This window comes from Thiohalomonas denitrificans, from assembly GCF_016841685.1.
In the GTDB taxonomy this organism is placed as follows: domain Bacteria; phylum Pseudomonadota; class Gammaproteobacteria; order Thiohalomonadales; family Thiohalomonadaceae; genus Thiohalomonas; species Thiohalomonas denitrificans_A.
Genome location: NZ_JAENYR010000007.1, coordinates 61,811 through 78,172 on the forward strand (window position 1 = coordinate 61,811; position 16,362 = coordinate 78,172).

Below are 16,362 nucleotides of genomic sequence, written 5' to 3' on the forward strand. Positions count from 1 at the left end.
TGATGGAGTTCTATCGCAACGTCAACGATGAGCCTTCCGATTCCGTCCTCTTTTCCGTTCCTTGGCGTGCTTGGCGTCTTGGCGAGAGTACAAAATGGGTTCCGGAAAAATCTTTTAATAAAACCTCCGTCTCGGCCGGTGCTGTTCTGTGCCGTTCCCCCAACTATGGCGGGGAAAACCCGTAATCCTCCAGTAGCCGCTCCAGGCAACCAGCGATTTCGCGATAATCGTGAGGCACGGCGTGCCGTCCATCGCCCACTTCGATGGCAAGGATGACCAAGTGTGCGGGCAGGTCATCGAGCGCCTCGGCCATGGCCAGTGCTTCGGAGACCCCGAAACCGTGAGTGGAGAGGCCGGCTCCATCATCAATCAACGCAGCGACATCCAGGATTCGTGGCTGCCCCGGCACGCCTCCGAGAACCGCATCGACAATAACGACCAGGTCCATGCCGGTGAACCACTCGATCAAGCCGGGGCCCGGACGGTCCAGTACCTGCCAATCGAGGCGCGGAAAACGCTCGGGAAAGCCGGCCGTTTGCAGATACTCGATCACTCGCCATCCGGCGCAGTCCGCGCCGAAAGGCGATCCCACACCAATGATGCGTCCGCGGGGCGTCAAACTCATCCGATGTTTCGTCCTGGGTTCGGGTTTATCGATGCCACTATCCGGGGATGGCAACCTTATGGTCCCGGCATCGGCAGCACGACTGCATGGATGCAGGAGGTAGAACAACGCAGGAGCCGTTGTCGAGGAATGCTGCCGCCGAGCCTACAGGGATGAAAGATGATGGCGCCTGCATCATCTTCACTTCCTACATCCCTGTAGGTCGTATTCACGACGTACCTGATATCAAGCACTCGCATCGCTCGCCGACACCAAAAATGTGAGTATGCGTTTACCCCGGGGCCCATGGCAGAATACTTTCACCCACCAGAAGGATGAATTACCCTCACTAGGAGCCTGTCCGAGAATAGCGACCTCACGAGGGCAAGAACTGATTGAGTCATCTTTTTCGGTCATTTGAGGCGCATAGTGTTCTATTTAACGAAAATGAGCGGGAAATCTGGCCAATCAGGCTTTCACGACTCCAAGGATGGAGGAGTCAGAGCGAAGCAGGATGCCCGAGCCGACGAGTGCAGGGAAGCACTCGGTAGAGCGAAGCAGGATGCCCGAGCCGAGTAGGTCAGCCTATTCCCGGACAGACTCCGGGGCTGCCCCTGGCAGAGAGTACAACTCTAATTCTTTCCAGGATTATGGACCAAGCTGTACGACATGGCTCAAGAAAAAGAAAACTCCGTCCTCACCTCGGAAGAGGCCATGAACCGGGCACTGATGGCCGAACAGGAAGCGGCGGAGGCGATTCGGCAGTGCGAGGCAGAAGCCGAGCAGCGGATCACCGATGCGCGGATACAGGCCCGGCGTATCGCCGAGCGCACCGATAACCGCATCAGCCGACTGCAGGAGCACTGCACAATGGCAACCCGGCAGAAGGCCGCTGCGCTTCTGTTTGAACATGAGCGTCTCAAGACGTCGTACTCGCCTGAACACCGGAGCAAACTGCTGAAACAGGCACTCCGACAGCTTGCCGAACAGCTGACCACGGCCGAGCGGAAGGAGCAGGATAGCGATACACCATGAGTCGACTCCATCGCTTCGCCTATGCCCAGACCCGTCTCCAGGCCAGCCACGCCTGTTTCCCGGGCGAAGCCGAATGGCAGCGCCTGGAGGCCATTACCCACACGGAACATCTGCTCGACCGATTGCGGACCAGCCCTATGCGCCCCTGGGTAAGCAGCCTGAACGCCCAGATGGATGCCCATCGTATGGAGCAGACACTTCGACTTCTGTTCAGGGACTATATCGATGCCGTGGCACTCTGGCAGCCGCCGGAGTGGCAAGCCGCGGTGCAATGGACAAAACGGCTAGCGGATGTTGCTGCCCTCCAGCATCTCCTGGAGCACTCTGTCACGGCCGAATGGATACGAAGCGACCCGGCGTTGCGAACCTTCGCACTCGACGACCCCAACCGACGGGTCCGGGCTCTCCGGGAATCGGCGTATGCCCCGATGATTGAGGCATGGCGCAATGAACCGCAACGCCTCGTCAGTGGCTGGGACCGGCACTGGCAGACCCTCTGGCCCCGCACCTCCACCGCCGAACGTCGGGCACTGGAGTGGCTGGCCGGCCAGCTCTATGAGCAGCAGGAGATGCTGGCCTCCGGTGAACTGCACGACAGCCGGGCGGCACGCCAACGGTTGATGACGGGTCTCCTGCCGGAGTTCCGACAGCGGACCTTCCAGCCGGCAGCCGCCTTTTTACATCTGGCCATCACTGCCATTCACCTGGAGCGGTTGCGGGGAGTCCTCCTGCGGCTGCTTCTGTTCGGAGGCGAACGGGTGGCGTGAGCGAGGCTGTCGAAACCACCAACGTAATCCGCCGTCCCGGCTTCAATCTGCGGCCGGTGCCGGCACGCTGGTTCGAACTCCTGACCTGGCGCGAGGATCTCACCCGGGCCGTGGAGGCCCTGGCCCGCACGAACCGGGTGGAACTGGACACCCGAAGCGAAACCGCCATACCGATCATGCTTCCGGATCTCCAGCAGCACCTGGAGGAATACAACCGGCTGGCACAGCGTTTCCGGAACTACTGGCCCGAAGAGGGCCTTTCACCCTCAGAGATTCCGGGTGACCCCGGCGTGACGCTGGAGAAGGCCCTGCGTCAGCTGCAGCGCTGGCGCACTGCAGCCGAACCGATCGTGCGCGAGATCGAATCCCTCCGGGGAGAGCGTGCCGAACTGGACCTGCTGCGGGAGATGCTGAGTGGGCTGATCGGCAGTGGACTCAAGCTTTCGCTTCTGCCTCACTCCGGACTCGCCCTGAGCGCCCGCGCCTTTGTGCTGCCCCACGATGTTTCGATCAGCCAAATGCCCCCCGGCGTCATCGCCACTCGTAGCACAGGCAGTCGACACGATTTCCTGCTGGCCGTCGGACCGCCGGCCGAGATGGATGGGCTCGAACAGGAACTCGGCATGCTCAAGGGCCGGCGCATACAACTGCCCTCCTGGCTGGAGGCCGACCCGGGCGCGGCGATCATGCACGTGGATAGTCGGCATTCGGAGATCGACGGGCAGATCGATGCACTGTACGGGCAACTGGAGGCACTGGAGGATCAACATCGGTTACGCCCCGCGCTCGGGGATATCGATCGCATCGAATGGTTCTTGACCCATGTCGGGGAACTGCCGGTTACGGAAAACTTCGCCTGGGTCACCGGTTGGACCTCCGAACAGGATATCGGGCTGCTGGAAAAGAATCTGCAAAAGGCCGAAGTCCGCTCACTGCTGCGTTTTCCCGAACCGCCCGCCGACAAAACGCCACCGATGGTGCTGAGTAATCCGGTTTGGGCCCAGCCCTTCGAACTCTTCGCGCGACTGTTAGGCACACCGGCCGCCAATGAGGCCGATCCCAGCCGTTTGCTGGTATTCATCGTGCCGCTACTGTTCGGCTACATGTTCGGCGATGTCGGCCAGGGACTGGTGCTGTTTCTGGTCGGGCTCTGGTTGTGGAAACGCTATCCGGCATTGCGGCTTCTGGTACCCGGCGGATTGATGTCGATGCTGTTCGGCTTTCTGTTCGGCAGTGTCTTCAGCCGTGAGGATTGGCTGCCTGCACTCTGGCTTCGGCCACTAGAGGAACCTCTGCTGCTGCTGGTGATTCCGCTTATTGGAGGAGTGCTGCTGCTGGTGCTGGGGCTCGGCCTCAGCGGTATCGAATCGCGTTGGCGCGGCGCGGTTCGACAGTGGTGGCTCCTCGATGCTCCGCTTCTGCTCCTCTATCTGGCACTGGTGGCTCTCTTCATTACCCCCTATGCAGGGCTGGCGGCCTCGGGTGCGGCTCTGTGGTATTTCGGCGGGCGGGTTTACCTCGCCAATGGCGATCTGCGGGTGCTGGGCGCTGCCGTCGGCCGGCTGCTGGAAGCGATGCTGCAATTGCTGATCAATACCCTCTCTTTTACCCGCGTCGGCGCTTTCGCGCTGGCCCACGCCGGGCTCTCCGCGGCGGTGGTCGGACTGGCCGATGCCACGGGTCACGCTATTTTCTACGCCATTGTCATGATCGTGGGGAATATCATTATCATGGTGCTGGAGGGGCTGGTCGTTTCAGTCCAGATCACCCGTCTGGTCCTGTTTGAATTCTTCATCCGCTTCCTGCGCGGCGAAGGACGCACTTTCCACCCGCTTACCGCCCCGGGAGGACGGAAGGAGAAAACCTGAACCAAAAAATTCACCGCAAAGACGCAAAGGACGCAAAGAACTGAATAAGCTCGATAGAAGAAGAGTAATGTCCGGATTCCGTCTCCTACCTTATTAGGCCAGCAGGAGCTTACATGCGACACAGAATCCAGGAACCGCACCGTGCACCGAGCCAACCGGTCTACATCCTGGCTACGCGCTTTGAAGTTTCTTTGCGCTTTTGCGGTTAGAAAAATCCAAAACAAGGAGCACTCAATGAATCGGCGATACAAAACCGCCCTGGGTTTGGTGATGGTGGCCGGGCTATTCAGCCTCGCCGGCTCACTGATGCTGTTTGTTCCCGATGTGGTGCAGGCGGCCGAGACGGGGACTTCACCTTTGCCGGAAAGCGTGTTGCGCTGGGCGTTTATGGCCGCGGCCTTGGCCACGGGGCTCTCTTCGCTAGCGGCGGGTTACGCCGTGGCCACCGTCGGCAGTGCCGCGATGGGGGCTCTCGTGGAGAAGCCGGAGCTGCTGGGCCGCGTGCTGGTGCTGGTGGGGCTGGCCGAGGGCATCGCCATCTACGGCCTGATCATCTCCATACTGATCCTGAACCAGGTCGCCTGAGGTGACGGCACCAGTCTTCATCGGCGACGAACTGAGTGCGGCCGGCTATCGCTTGGCAGGCGTACGGATCTGGACGCCCGACGACGAGGAACTGCTCCCGGTCTTCCGCCGCGCCCGCGAAGAGGCGGATCTGATCCTGCTGAATGTCGACTACGCCCGCCGTCTGCCCGCTGCGGAAGTCCGGGAGGCGCAGCGGGCCTTACGGCCTCAGCTGCTCATCGTCCCTGATATCCGACATCAACACCCCATGCGTGATCTGCTCAGCCGCATTCACAACCAGTTGGGAATGCAGCTATGATGACACCGGCCGGCATTGTCGATGCCCAACTGCACTCCCTGCTGGAGTTGATCGAACAGCACCGCGACGAGCGCTGCCGAGCCATTTCCGAGCAGGCCGAAGAAAGACGCCGGGAACTGCTGACGGAGGCGCACAGGCAAGCTCGTCAACAGATGCACCGGGCCATCCAGAGCGAACGTCGGCGTGCCCGGTCGGAACTGACCGCCGCCCGGGCACGGCTACAGACCCGTACCCGTCAACAGCAGTACCGTATCGCCCTCGGACTGCTCCATGAGGGATGGGATGGGCTTCAGGAGATCGTCCGGGAACGCTGGTCAACGGCCGAAAGCCGCCGCTTATGGATTCGTGCCCTGGTCGCCGAAGCGATGGTGGTGCTGCCGCAATCGAAGTGGCGTATCGAACATCCGGTCGGCTGGGATCGATCGGAAATGGAACAGGAGACGGCACGCATCACCGGCTATTGCGAATCGCCCCCCGAGTGGGTGGCCCGGGACGATATCGATGCAGGACTGCGCTTTTCCACCGATGGCGCCTGTCTGGACGGCAGTGCCGCCGGCCTGCTGACCGAGCGCACCGCCCTCGAAGCGCGTTTGCTGGCCGAAGTCAATTCCCTGCTGGGAGAGGACATCCTCAGCGGACCGCCCGAACGGGAACTGTAGCGCATGAGTGAGGCGGTTCTCAGTCAAATCAGCGGACCGGTATTGCGGGCGAGACGCCGGGGCGATTTCTTCATCAACGAAGCGGTCGCCATCGGCGAGCGCCGACTGCTTGGCGAGGTAATCCGCATCGAAGGCGAGGAAATCGTGGTGCAGGTCTATGAAGACACCAGCGGCCTGCGGCCCGGTGTACCCGTGATCGGCAGCGAATTGCCGCTGGCGATCCGCGTGGGTCCGGCCCTGCTCGGCCGGATCTTCGATGGGCTACTCCGTCCTTTATCCATGGACATCGGCTACTATGTCCGACCCGGGCTGAGTGAGTTGGCGCCATGCACCTTTTACTTCGAGCCACAGGTGGAGGTGGGGCATGTCCTCCCGCATGGCGGTGTATTCGGCCGGATCCTGGCGGACAGCGCCCGCGAGCAGCGCGCCCTGCTGGCGCCGAATATCGGTGGACGGGTGATCTCCATCGCGCCGTCGGGTGACATCCGCGACGATGAGATGGTGTGTGAACTGGAAACCGAGAGCGGCGAGCGCCATCGGGTGGCCGTGAGCCACTACTGGTCGGTCCGCAAAGGCCGGCCTGTCGCTGAACGTCTGCTGGCGGAGCAACCCCTGCTGACCGGCCAGCGGATCCTCGATTCCCTGTTCCCGGTCGCCCGCGGCGGCAAGGCCGCCCTACCCGGCGGTTTCGGTACTGGCAAGACGGTGCTCCAGGAGAGCCTCGCCAAGTGGTGTGATGCCGACGTCATTGTCTATGTGGGCTGCGGCGAACGCGGTAATGAAATGGCCGGCGTGCTGCATGAGTTTCCCGAACTGGAAGACCCCCGCACCGGCCGGCCGCTGATGGAGCGTACGGTCATCATTGCCAACACCTCCAACATGCCGGTGGCCGCCCGTGAGGCCAGCATCTATACAGGCCTGACGGTTGCGGAGTATTTCCGCGACCAGGGTCTGCACGTGGCACTGATGGCAGACTCCACCAGCCGCTGGGCCGAAGCCCTGCGGGAGGTCTCGGGACGGCTTGGCGAATTGCCGGGCGAGGGCGGCTATCCGGCCTATCTCTCCAGCCGCCTGGCGGACTTTTATGAACGTGCGGCTCGGGTCACGACCCTCGGTGGCGATGAGGGTTCGCTGACACTGATCGGCGCCGTCAGTCCGCCCTCTGGTGATTTCTCCGAACCGGTGACCACCCATACCAAGCGCTATGTGCGCTGCTTCTGGGCCCTGGATCAGAGCCGCGCTCAATCGCGTTTTTTCCCCGCCGTGCACCCGCTCACGTCCTATTCCGAAGATGTCGAGGACCTCACCCCCTGGTGGGAGCGCGAGGGCAATACCGAATGGCCCCGCATCCGGCGCCGTTTTCTGACGCTGGTGGAACAGCAGGCGCATATCGAACGCATGGCGCGCATCATCGGCAAGGATGCGCTGCCACCGAAACAGCGCCTCACGCTGCTGGCGGCCGAACTGGTCTCGGACGGCTTTCTGCGCCAATCCTCTTTCTCGCTGACGGACCGCTACTGTTCACCCGCAAGGCAGACCGCCATGATGCGACTCATCGATCGATTCATCACCCTGGCCGAAAAGGCTGTGGAGCAGGAGATCGATATCGAACGCATTCAGAAGATGGCCATTCTGCGCCGGCTGCGACGCATGGGTGAGGAGCTTGGCGACAACCAGCTGGCGCACTACAAGCTGTTGGGAACCCGGCTGGAAGCCGAATTCGCCCACCTCGTCGGGGAGGCCGGTCGTGCGGGGTAACCTCTACGCCAGCGGCAACATCACCCGCATCGACGGACCACTGATCTTTCTCAAACGCTCGGTCAATGTGGGCCTCAATGAAGCGGTAGCGGTGATTGGCCAGGATGGCCAGGCGCGCACAGGACGTATTGCGGCCCTCGACGAGGAGTACATGACCGTCGAGGTGCTGGAGAGCACCGAGGGGCTTTCCCTCTCCAACACCCGGGTGCGCTTCACCGGCCGAACTCCCCACTTCGATGTGGGCCCCGGTATCCTCGGGCGCATCTTTGACGGAATCGGGCGGGTGCGCGACGGCGGCCCGCCGGTACCGGCAGAGCACAGCCTGCGCATCGACGGCATGGCCATTAACCCTGCGGCCCGCGGCAAGCCCTCTGACTTCATTGAAACCGGCATCACCACTATCGATCTGATGAATAGCCTGGTACGAGGCCAGAAACTGCCCATCTTCTCCGGCGGTGGCCTGCCTCACGATCGCATCGCAGTGCAGATTGCCGGCCGTGCCCGGTTGCGGGGCCAGGAAGCAGGCGACTTCGCGCTGGTTTTCGTGGGCATCGGCGTGCCCCACCACACGGCGGAAAGCTTCCGACGGGCGATGGAAAACAGTGGCGCCCTCGAACACACGGTGATGTTTCTCAACCACGCCTCCGAGTCCAGTACGCAAAGGCTGCTGACACCCCGCTTCGCCCTCACCGCTGCCGAATACCTCGCGTTCGTCGAGGGCCGGCATGTACTGGTGATCATGACCGACATGACCAACTACTGCGAGGCACTGCGCGAGGTCTCCGCCTCTCACGGCGAGATCCCGAGTCGCAAGGGTTATCCGGGCTACATGTATTCAGACCTGGCCGCCCTCTATGAGCGGGCAGGCACCCTGAGGGATCACCCCGGGTCTCTAACGCAGCTACCCATCCTTACCATGCCGTCGGATGACATCAGCCACCCCATTCCCGACCTCACCGGCTACATCACCGAGGGGCAGATCGTCCTCGACCGGGAGCTGGACCGAAAGGGCATCTATCCGCCGGTCAAGGTGCTGCCGAGCCTGTCGCGGCTGATGAAGGATGGAACCGGTGAAGGCTATACCGATCCCGACCATCCGGCACTGGCCAGTCAGATCTATGCCGCGTATGCCCGGGCCGCACAGGTGCGGGTCCTCGCCTCGGTGGTGGGTGAAGAGGGTCTGCCGGCTGTCGACCGTCAGTATCTAGGGTTCGGCGATGCGTTCGAAACGGCCATCATTCACCAGGAGGACTCGCGTACACTCGAGGAGAGCATGGCCGCCGCCTGGAAGTTGCTGAACATGCTGCCGCGGGACGAGTTGAGCCGTCTCTCCGACGCCCAGATTGAAAGGCATCTGACCGCCTGATCTTTTACGAAGTGTTAAGTTGTTACCCAAATCCGGCGGAAAGATCCAGGACCAAAAAGGGACAGACGCGATCATCAGTTTTCTTTGCGCTTTTGGCACCTTCGCCTAGAGGGATGTAGGTGAGGGGCGAGAGCAGGAGCGGAAGCTTTGCGGTAATTGAGTGGAACGTTCAGGCCAGGAGGTTTCGATGACAGATACTGGAGGACTTACACCGACACCCTCGGTTCTGCAGGAACTTCAGAATGAACGCCTGGTGGTTCAGGAGGGCTATGGGTTTCTGGACGAAAAGCGTCTACTGCTGGCCGCCGAAATCCTGCGCCAGCTCGACCGCTACAGGCACCTGCATCGGGAATATCTCGAACTGCATGAATCGGCCGCCGGGGCCCTGCGGGAGGCCGTCGTCCGGCACGGATTGGAAGGGCTGCAGATCTATCCGCCGGCCACCGACCTCGAATCGGCCGAACTGGAGAGGAAAAAACGTACCGTACTCGGCGTGACCGTCACCGACGGCCGGCTGCGCGGCGAGACCGACCTGTCGCCGCCCCCCGCCGCCGATCCCTCTCCGGAGGCCCGCCGGTGCCGAGACCTGTTCAATGAACTGGTCAAGCGCAGCGCCCCGCTTGCCGCCATCACTGGCAATCTCGAGCGGCTATTGGACGAATACCGCCGCACCGAGCGCCGCGCCCGTGCCCTGGAAGATGTGCTGATGCCGGAGATCGAACACCAGTTGCTAGAGGTATCCACCCGCCTCGAAGAGCTGGACCAGGAGGAGACGGTGCGCACCCGCCTCAAATACGGCAAAAAATAAGAGGGCATGCTCTAGGAGCTTGTCGGACTTGACACTGATCTACTCGGCTCGGGCATCCTGCTTCGCTCTACCGACTGCGTCCATGCAGTCGTATTCGCCTCGAAAGATCGAAAAATCGGTCTCAAACCGGCTTTCCCTCGCTACGATGGGTCAAGTCCGACAGGCTCCTGGCTAGTGGTCCATGCGGAAAATAGTGTGGCACTCAGGGCCCCGCTAATAGGCCAAGGCCAGGCGGGCTGCGCAGGGATGGCCGCGCCGCGCAGGGAATGCCCGTTCTTTCCAAGCAACCCCTCAGGAGTGCCCTCCTACAAGAGGGCGGGCGTCTGGAATCAACCTGCCGCGAGCATCCACAGCCCGACGCTGCCGATCGCCACACCTACCCAGCGAAGCACCAGCGGGTGGGCGAGACGGCCGGCGAGGATACCCGTACCATGCAGGATGGCGGTGGCGAGCAGCAGGCCGGAACCGTAAGTGAAGAGGCGCGCGGCGATGGGCATTTCAGCGCCATGGGCATTACCATGGAAAACCGCGAAGAGGGCCAGCACCGCCGCAGCGAGTCCTGCCGGGATCCGTCGTTTGAGGACCAAAGCGCCGCCGAAGACGATCAGCGAGCCCAGGATGGCCGGCTCTGCGCCAGGCAGCATGGCTCCGCCCAGCCCCAGAACAATGCCCGTTGTCATGGCCCCCAGAAAGACCAATGGCAGCATCAGCGCCGTTCGGCTCGGGTGGCGGGCGGCCCAAAGGCCGACAGCAACAGCCGCCAACAGATGGTCCCAGCCGACGATCGGATGCAGCAGGCCGCTTCCGAACCCCGCCCCCAAACCGGTCCCGGTATGGGCTGCGGCAATACCGCTGGCAAGCAGGGCAGCGATAGCAAACATCACGGAACGTGCGGTCATTGCCTTATCCTCCCGACGAATAGAAATCAGAGCCGTAGACGATTACCGGCCGCGTGTGGCAAACGAGCGTGCCCGGAGGCCATCAAGCCCCGCTTTTACCTCCTCCATGGGGGCACTGAGGATCTCGGGGCTGTAGGCGACTTCGATGAACTGGGCCATGACCTCTTCCTCCTCGTTGAGGTGGGTAACGAACCAAACACCGGGAATTCCACTCTCACGGATGTGGGTCAGCCCCACCCCCTCCACTTCGGCCATGACCTCGCCTTCACCGAGTGCCTCGTTGAGCAGTTCGTAATCCGCATCGGTAAGCGGCAGGCTGCCAAGGTCGACGCTGGACTCCTCCCCCTTCTCCAGCAAATCGCGAAGCATCTGCTCGAGTTCGCGCAAAATCGCCCGGGCATGACCACCCTCGGCCCGGACGTTCGCTGTGTGTTCGATCCTGGTCCGGACGTCATCCATCGAATGTACTGCCGCCACCCGCGGGAGAGGCGCCACGGAACAGGCCGATATCTTCACCCGTAAATACTGGTCCTGAACTACACGATCGCATGGGTGCCCTTCACATTGCTCTGCGGGTTGTTGCCGAGTCGCACCAGCCACAGAGACGGAAATCCGTCTCGCCGTGGCATTTGCGGAAATGCCTGCCGCGCTGAACTCAACCTATAACACCGGATAGTCTTTTGATCCAGTCGCCCGCAATTGCCAATTAGCCGTGGCTCGTGACTATACTGTGGTGCATTGCAGTTGCAAACAGGCGGTGACAGGCCTCGGCATTCCGATAAAAAAGTATCACGCTTATGCATGAATTCTCCATCTGTCAGGGAATGCTCGGTCAGGTGACCAATATCGTCCGCGAGCATGGCGCGGAATCAGTCAGCCACATAAGGGTCCGCATCGGTCCGCTCTCGGGAGTGGAGCCGCGGCTATTGAAGGAGGCCTTCACCATTGCCCGCGCGGGCGGCGTGGCCGCAGAAGCCGAGTTGCTTATTGAAGAGCTTTCGGTACGGGTGCACTGTAGCCAGTGCGGCGCGGACAGCGACGCGACCCCCAACCGGCTGCTTTGCGCCGACTGCGGCAACTGGCAAACACAACTCATCAGCGGTGACGAACTATTGCTTGCAAGCGTAGAACTCAACGGCCCGGCTCATGAAGAACCGCTCTCGCCAGGCCTGCAAAGCGAATCCCGATGAACAGCCGCAGCGAAGGGTACCCGGCGTTCTCTGCAGCGCGCCGCTGTCATTGCGAGCCGTACCCCCTGCTGCGAAGCAGGGGGTACGGCTCCTGATGAACTTATCCTCGCTGTCATTACGAGGAGCCCCAGCGACGAAGTAATCTGGTGTCCTAACAGCGAGATTGCCACGTCGCTGTGGCTCCTGATGAACCTGCCCTCGCTGTCATTACGAGGAGCCTAAGCGACGAAGTAATCTCCTGCTCCCAAAACCCCAGGTTGCCGCGTCGCTGGGGCTCCTCGCAATGACGGCTGAATGTTCGTCACCGATTCGGGGCCGCGTGCGGCGGGTACGGCTCGCAATGACGGCTAAAGGTTCGTCACTGATTCGGGGGCTGTGTAGCAGGGAGTACGGCTCGCAATGACAGGAGGGACGTTCGTCGATGATTCGAGGCGATAGCGGCGGGCGGTGCTCGTAACTACGCGTGCCCAGTTCTTCAGGAAGCAATCCTGGTGTTAACGGACGGAATAAAGGAAATCAGTGATGTGTGATACCTGCGGCTGCAATGTAACGTCCGGCAACCGTCATTTGGCGGAAGAGGCGCACGGCAGTGATGGGCGCAATGCCATCGAGGTGCTGACCGGACTTCTGTCGGCAAACGATCACCAGGCCCTGCACAACCGGGAACATTTGGACGCCCACGGCGTATTGGCCGTTAACCTGATGTCTTCACCCGGCGCCGGCAAGACTGCCCTGCTGGAGGCCACCATCGAGGCCGTCGGCGAGCGCTACAATGTAGCGGTGATTGAGGGCGACCTGGAGACCGAGAACGACGCCCGACGCATTCGGGCCAAGGGAGTCCCGGCAGTACAGATCACCACCGGGACCGCCTGCCATCTGGACGCCCATCTGGTGCATGACGCACTCCATGAGCTGAAGCTGGAGGGGTTGGATATTCTCTTTATCGAGAACGTCGGCAACCTCGTCTGTCCGGCAAGTTTCGATCTGGGCCAGCACAGCAACGTCACCCTGCTTTCGGTCACCGAAGGCGACGACAAGCCGGCAAAATATCCGGTCATGTTTCGTGCCTCCGACCTGATGCTGGTCACCAAGTCGGACCTCCTACCCTACCTGGATGACTTCCAGCCGGAACGGGCCGAACACTGCCTGAGGGAACTGGCCAGCGAGGTGCCGATGCTGACCCTGTCGGCCCGCAAGGCGGAGAGTCTCACCGAATGGATCCACTGGCTCGACCAGCGCCTGATCGCCCACCGAAATGCCCTGTCCGAACGCCCTGCCGGAATACACCACCACCACCCAACTTAACCACGGGGAGCACGGGGCCCACGGGGAATGCTTGTCTTTGGAGAGCCGAGTCAGAGGCCACGATCAGCCAGCCGGCGCCAGAACCAGCCCTCCGGGCGCTCCTCGCCGGTGAGCAGATAACGCAAGGTTGTGGGATTGCTAAGGGCCCAGGCGATTCGTCGTGCCGTGCCGGAGCGGCCACATAGCAGGATTTGATCGCCACTTCGAAGGACAAAGTCGGGTTTGGGGGTTACAAAGGTGGCGCTCCCCCGCGCCAGCATCAAGGGGATGCAGGGCAGTTCCTCTGCCCTGTCGCCGGGGTCATGCAGCAGAAGCCCCAGTCTGATCGAGTCCGCCCCGGTCAGTGCCTCACTTACGGCTGGTGCCTGCTCCCGATCCAGCGTGATCGTCCAGATCTCCGGGACCAGATCACCGGTCACAGCGCTGATTCGGCTTACCAGTTCATTGGCCCAGTCGTTACTCCGGGAGCGGGTTTCACGAAGGAATTCCGTAAGCAGCGGTGTGGTCAGGGTGGCCAGTATTTTGCGGGCAATGATCTCGCTCCGTTCCATCACCAGGTCGAGCCGGGCGGCCTCGAAAATGGCATCGTTGTCCTGCCGATTCTGCCGTGCGACGCGAAACAGGTGGGGATTGATCTCGCGGGCGGTCATGACAATTGACAGGTTATTGGCGTCGTCATCGGTGCCGGCAACGATTCCCACTGCCTGCTCGATGCCCGCTACCTCGAGGGTTTCCGCTTCGGTGCCCCGCCCCACCACACAGAACCCGGTACACCCGGTGCCTTCCGGGTCCGCTTCGATAACGACACTCTCCACTCCCTCCCCTTCCAGGCTGGACAGCACCGCTTTTCCGAACCGGCCATAGCCACAGAGGATCCAGGCCCCGTGCGGAGGATAGAGCGGCATTGGCAGCGGACTGTTCGGGATCCCGGTCAGCCACTCATCCAGCAGATGCGTACCGGGAGAGTGCAGGGCCAGGGCCAGCCGTTCGCCGAAGCTGTCAAAAGGATTGATGATGTATTCGGTCCCGAAGGAGGCCATATTGGCCTCTGCGGCATGGGACTCAGCGCGGCAGATCACCAGAAGGTCGGGGCTCAGCAGCTTGCTGGTGATTGCGATCTCGAGATTGACCTGGTCATCGTTGGTCAGGGCCACCACACCCCGGCAACAGTCGTGTTTCAATCCCGCCTCCAGCAGCGCAGCGGGGACGCTGGCATCGGCACAAAGCCCCGGTACATAACCACCCAGGGTCTGCAGTTTCAACTCGTTGATACGCTGCTGATCCAAATCGATTACCACCGAATGGAGGCCGCGCCGATCCATGGACCGCAACAGCATCCTGCCGGTGTCACCATAGCCGGCGATGATGAAATAAGGGTCGTTGATGCGTTTCACCGCCCGACTGAAATTGCGCTTGGTCACCACCTGCCGGAAGGTGATGTCCTGCACCGTGGTGAGGATCTTGCCAATGGCATAGAGCCAGGTGATGACCGTCAGGTAGATCGAGAATACCGTCCAGAGGCGCTGGGCGGGTGTGAATTCGTAGGGTAGCTCGCCGAAACCGATGGTCGTGGCCATGTAGCTCACGAAATAGAAGGCATGGAAAAAATCCATGTGCCATTCCGCGCCCTGAGCATCCCGGCCCGGGATCAGTACCAGGCCCAGAATGGAAATGGCATAGGCGACGATGAGCGCCACCAGCGGCGCCCGCATACGGCGCAGAACGAGAAAAACGATGGGGTCCACGGTCCGTCAGCGGCGCAGGTTTACGGTTTCGGCGATGAGCAGGGTCACCGACGTCACGTTGGCCAGCATCGCCCCTCCGGCGAGTGAAACGATGCTGCTCATGGTACCGGGGCTGATACCGGCATCGGTCACCTGCCAGGCAAAACCCCAAATTACCGCGGCAGCCAGCAACTGCAAGTCGGCCACCAGGCTGGTAGCGAGCAGTACCGCGCCCATCTGGGTACGATCACCAAACTTGAGCACCGTGGCGATCAGATTGACCACAATCGCCGCGAACAGCTCATAGACATTGTGGTGGTGGGGATTATCGATTTCGCCGACAAAAAAACCGAAGTTGAGTGTCAGCGCCAGTACGATGAAAAATCCGAAGACGACCTTTTCGAGGTTCATTGTTATCGGCCTTCCGGTTAGGGGCATGCAGTAAGTGTATAGAGTCCTTGTCCGCAGACAAATGGAGGACGCACCCTCGTAATCGATTGGCTTCAGGTGCGGCAGACCGCCAGGATTCAGTCGCAGGAGGCGAGGCGGTGTGCCCAGCGGGTGGTCTCGGGCAGGCGATAACGCGTAGTGCAGGCCATCACCCACTCCACCGCATGTTCCAGCCCCATCCGGTGACCGGGTGAAATAAAAAGCGGTTTGACGCGGGGCCGCGTGCGCAGTACCGCACCGATACACTCCCCCTTGTCCACCAGCGGCACCGACTCCCCGCGTCCCTCGGGCACTGCATCATGCGTTCCCACCAGGCGCGTCTTTGCCACGCCGATAGCCGGCACATCGAGCAGCACGCCAAGGTGACTGGCAATCCCGAAGCGACGCGGATGGGCAATGCCCTGCCCGTCGCAGAGCAGAAGATCGGGGCGGCTATCCAGCCGCGCCATCGCCTCCAGAACCGCCGGAACCTCCCGAAACGAGAGCAGGCCGGGAATGTAGGGCATGCGAGTGGGCTGCCGGGCAATAGCATGCTCGTGCAACTCCAGAGAGGGATAGGCCAGCACGGCCACCGCCGCCCGAGTAATGCTGTTCCGCGCCTCGAAACCCACATCGACGCCCGCCACCCAGCGGATCTCCCCGTACCGATCGGTGATTTCCACCCGGTTGCGGAGCTCCTGCTGAAGCGCAATCGCCTCCTTGGGCGTCAGATCCCAGCGATGTTCAAAAACGGGATGTAGTGCCAAGCCGGCACCTCAATTTAAATTCTAAAACCACAGAGGACACAGAGGACAGATTGTAATACGAAGAACGGCAAATCGGATCAACGCATCTCACATGCAGAATGACCCTAGCCACCTTCACTCCTGTCATTGCGAGGAGCCCCAGCGACGCGGCAATCTCAAAGTGCCGAGTACCAGATTGCCGCGTCGCCGAGGCTCCTCCTGAAGAACTTGCCCTCCCCTGCTGTCATTACGAGGAGCCTCGGCGACGAAGTAATCTCCTGCTCCCAAAACCCGAGATTGCCGCGTCGCTGGGGCTCCTCG

17 protein-coding genes are annotated in these 16,362 nt (G+C 61.6%); 11 read left to right on the forward strand and 6 right to left on the reverse strand.

Annotated elements, in window-relative coordinates; all coding sequences use genetic code 11:
• Positions 1-163: 163 nt before the first annotated feature.
• A complete protein-coding gene (locus tag Q7L05_RS02605) occupies positions 164-625 on the reverse strand; it encodes a hydrogenase maturation protease (RefSeq protein ID WP_303901492.1) in 462 nt (153 codons plus the stop codon).
• Between the two features lie 648 nt (positions 626-1,273).
• Between Q7L05_RS02605 and Q7L05_RS02610 the strand changes: the two genes are divergently transcribed.
• From Q7L05_RS02610 to Q7L05_RS02650, 9 genes are all read left to right on the forward strand, one after another.
• Complete coding sequence (locus tag Q7L05_RS02610; RefSeq protein ID WP_303901495.1) at positions 1,274-1,639, forward strand: hypothetical protein; 366 nt, start codon at positions 1,274-1,276, stop codon at positions 1,637-1,639.
• On the forward strand, positions 1,636-2,406 hold the full coding sequence (locus Q7L05_RS02615) for a hypothetical protein (protein ID WP_303901498.1): 771 nt from the start codon (positions 1,636-1,638) through the stop codon (positions 2,404-2,406). The genes Q7L05_RS02610 and Q7L05_RS02615 overlap by 4 nt, the downstream gene beginning before the upstream one ends.
• Entirely contained in the window at positions 2,403-4,274 is a 1,872-nt protein-coding gene (locus Q7L05_RS02620; protein ID WP_303901500.1) for a V-type ATPase 116kDa subunit family protein, read from the forward strand. The genes Q7L05_RS02615 and Q7L05_RS02620 overlap by 4 nt, the downstream gene beginning before the upstream one ends.
• 234 nt (positions 4,275-4,508) lie before the next feature.
• Positions 4,509-4,859, forward strand: a complete 351-nt coding sequence (locus tag Q7L05_RS02625; protein WP_303901503.1) for an ATP synthase subunit C — start codon at positions 4,509-4,511, stop codon at positions 4,857-4,859.
• 1 nt (position 4,860) lies between these two features.
• Complete coding sequence (locus Q7L05_RS02630) at positions 4,861-5,157, forward strand: V-type ATP synthase subunit F (RefSeq protein WP_303901506.1); 297 nt, start codon at positions 4,861-4,863, stop codon at positions 5,155-5,157.
• Positions 5,154-5,816 (forward strand): hypothetical protein, encoded by a 663-nt coding sequence (locus tag Q7L05_RS02635; protein WP_303901508.1) that lies wholly within the window; start codon positions 5,154-5,156, stop codon positions 5,814-5,816. Before Q7L05_RS02630 ends, Q7L05_RS02635 begins: the two co-directional genes overlap by 4 nt.
• A gap of 3 nt (positions 5,817-5,819) precedes the next feature.
• Positions 5,820-7,574 carry a V-type ATP synthase subunit A gene (locus Q7L05_RS02640; RefSeq protein WP_303901510.1) on the forward strand — a complete coding sequence of 585 codons (1,755 nt, stop codon included), beginning with the start codon at positions 5,820-5,822 and terminating at the stop codon, positions 7,572-7,574.
• Positions 7,564-8,940 carry a V-type ATP synthase subunit B gene (locus Q7L05_RS02645; RefSeq protein WP_303901512.1) on the forward strand — a complete coding sequence of 459 codons (1,377 nt, stop codon included), beginning with the start codon at positions 7,564-7,566 and terminating at the stop codon, positions 8,938-8,940. The genes Q7L05_RS02640 and Q7L05_RS02645 overlap by 11 nt, the downstream gene beginning before the upstream one ends.
• A 187-nt stretch (positions 8,941-9,127) precedes the next feature.
• Positions 9,128-9,748: a V-type ATP synthase subunit D gene (locus Q7L05_RS02650; protein WP_303901514.1), complete on the forward strand. Its 621-nt coding sequence runs from the start codon at positions 9,128-9,130 to the stop codon at positions 9,746-9,748.
• A gap of 329 nt (positions 9,749-10,077) precedes the next feature.
• On the opposite strand, the gene Q7L05_RS02655 is transcribed toward Q7L05_RS02650, so the two are convergent.
• The gene (locus Q7L05_RS02655; RefSeq protein ID WP_303901517.1) at positions 10,078-10,647 is read right to left on the reverse strand and encodes a HupE/UreJ family protein; all 570 of its coding nucleotides are present in this window, start codon (positions 10,645-10,647) and stop codon (positions 10,078-10,080) included.
• A 42-nt stretch (positions 10,648-10,689) separates the two neighbouring features.
• Positions 10,690-11,106, reverse strand: coding sequence for a hydrogenase expression/formation C-terminal domain-containing protein (locus tag Q7L05_RS02660; RefSeq protein ID WP_303901520.1), 417 nt, complete (start codon positions 11,104-11,106; stop codon positions 10,690-10,692).
• A gap of 338 nt (positions 11,107-11,444) precedes the next feature.
• Here Q7L05_RS02660 and Q7L05_RS02665 point away from each other — a divergent pair, with 338 nt between their 5' ends.
• On the forward strand, positions 11,445-11,837 hold the full coding sequence (locus Q7L05_RS02665) for a hydrogenase maturation nickel metallochaperone HypA/HybF (protein WP_303901523.1): 393 nt from the start codon (positions 11,445-11,447) through the stop codon (positions 11,835-11,837).
• Between the two features lie 522 nt (positions 11,838-12,359).
• Positions 12,360-13,142 carry a hydrogenase nickel incorporation protein HypB gene (hypB, locus tag Q7L05_RS02670; protein WP_303901526.1) on the forward strand — a complete coding sequence of 261 codons (783 nt, stop codon included), beginning with the start codon at positions 12,360-12,362 and terminating at the stop codon, positions 13,140-13,142.
• 50 nt (positions 13,143-13,192) lie between these two features.
• On the opposite strand, the gene Q7L05_RS02675 is transcribed toward hypB, so the two are convergent.
• The 3 genes from Q7L05_RS02675 to nfi form a co-directional block, all read right to left on the reverse strand.
• Positions 13,193-14,854 carry a potassium channel family protein gene (locus tag Q7L05_RS02675; protein WP_303901539.1) on the reverse strand — a complete coding sequence of 554 codons (1,662 nt, stop codon included), beginning with the start codon at positions 14,852-14,854 and terminating at the stop codon, positions 13,193-13,195.
• Positions 14,855-14,893: 39 nt separating this feature from the next.
• Positions 14,894-15,277 (reverse strand): DUF6394 family protein, encoded by a 384-nt coding sequence (locus Q7L05_RS02680; RefSeq protein ID WP_092992005.1) that lies wholly within the window; start codon positions 15,275-15,277, stop codon positions 14,894-14,896.
• Between the two features lie 116 nt (positions 15,278-15,393).
• Positions 15,394-16,062 (reverse strand): deoxyribonuclease V, encoded by a 669-nt coding sequence (gene nfi / locus Q7L05_RS02685; RefSeq protein WP_303901531.1) that lies wholly within the window; start codon positions 16,060-16,062, stop codon positions 15,394-15,396.
• Positions 16,063-16,362 lie beyond the last annotated feature (300 nt).

Coding starts and splice junctions, on each gene's coding strand:
- Q7L05_RS02605 (WP_303901492.1), bottom strand. CDS start 625: ATGAGTTTGACGCCCCGCGGACGCATCATTGGTGTGGGATCGCCTTTC.
- Q7L05_RS02610 (WP_303901495.1), top strand. CDS start 1,274: ATGGCTCAAGAAAAAGAAAACTCCGTCCTCACCTCGGAAGAGGCCATG.
- Q7L05_RS02615 (WP_303901498.1), top strand. CDS start 1,636: ATGAGTCGACTCCATCGCTTCGCCTATGCCCAGACCCGTCTCCAGGCC.
- Q7L05_RS02625 (WP_303901503.1), top strand. CDS start 4,509: ATGAATCGGCGATACAAAACCGCCCTGGGTTTGGTGATGGTGGCCGGG.
- Q7L05_RS02635 (WP_303901508.1), top strand. CDS start 5,154: ATGATGACACCGGCCGGCATTGTCGATGCCCAACTGCACTCCCTGCTG.
- Q7L05_RS02640 (WP_303901510.1), top strand. CDS start 5,820: ATGAGTGAGGCGGTTCTCAGTCAAATCAGCGGACCGGTATTGCGGGCG.
- Q7L05_RS02650 (WP_303901514.1), top strand. CDS start 9,128: ATGACAGATACTGGAGGACTTACACCGACACCCTCGGTTCTGCAGGAA.
- Q7L05_RS02655 (WP_303901517.1), bottom strand. CDS start 10,647: ATGACCGCACGTTCCGTGATGTTTGCTATCGCTGCCCTGCTTGCCAGC.
- Q7L05_RS02660 (WP_303901520.1), bottom strand. CDS start 11,106: ATGGATGACGTCCGGACCAGGATCGAACACACAGCGAACGTCCGGGCC.
- Q7L05_RS02665 (WP_303901523.1), top strand. CDS start 11,445: ATGCATGAATTCTCCATCTGTCAGGGAATGCTCGGTCAGGTGACCAAT.
- hypB (WP_303901526.1), top strand. CDS start 12,360: ATGTGTGATACCTGCGGCTGCAATGTAACGTCCGGCAACCGTCATTTG.
- Q7L05_RS02675 (WP_303901539.1), bottom strand. CDS start 14,854: ATGCGGGCGCCGCTGGTGGCGCTCATCGTCGCCTATGCCATTTCCATT.
- Q7L05_RS02680 (WP_092992005.1), bottom strand. CDS start 15,277: ATGAACCTCGAAAAGGTCGTCTTCGGATTTTTCATCGTACTGGCGCTG.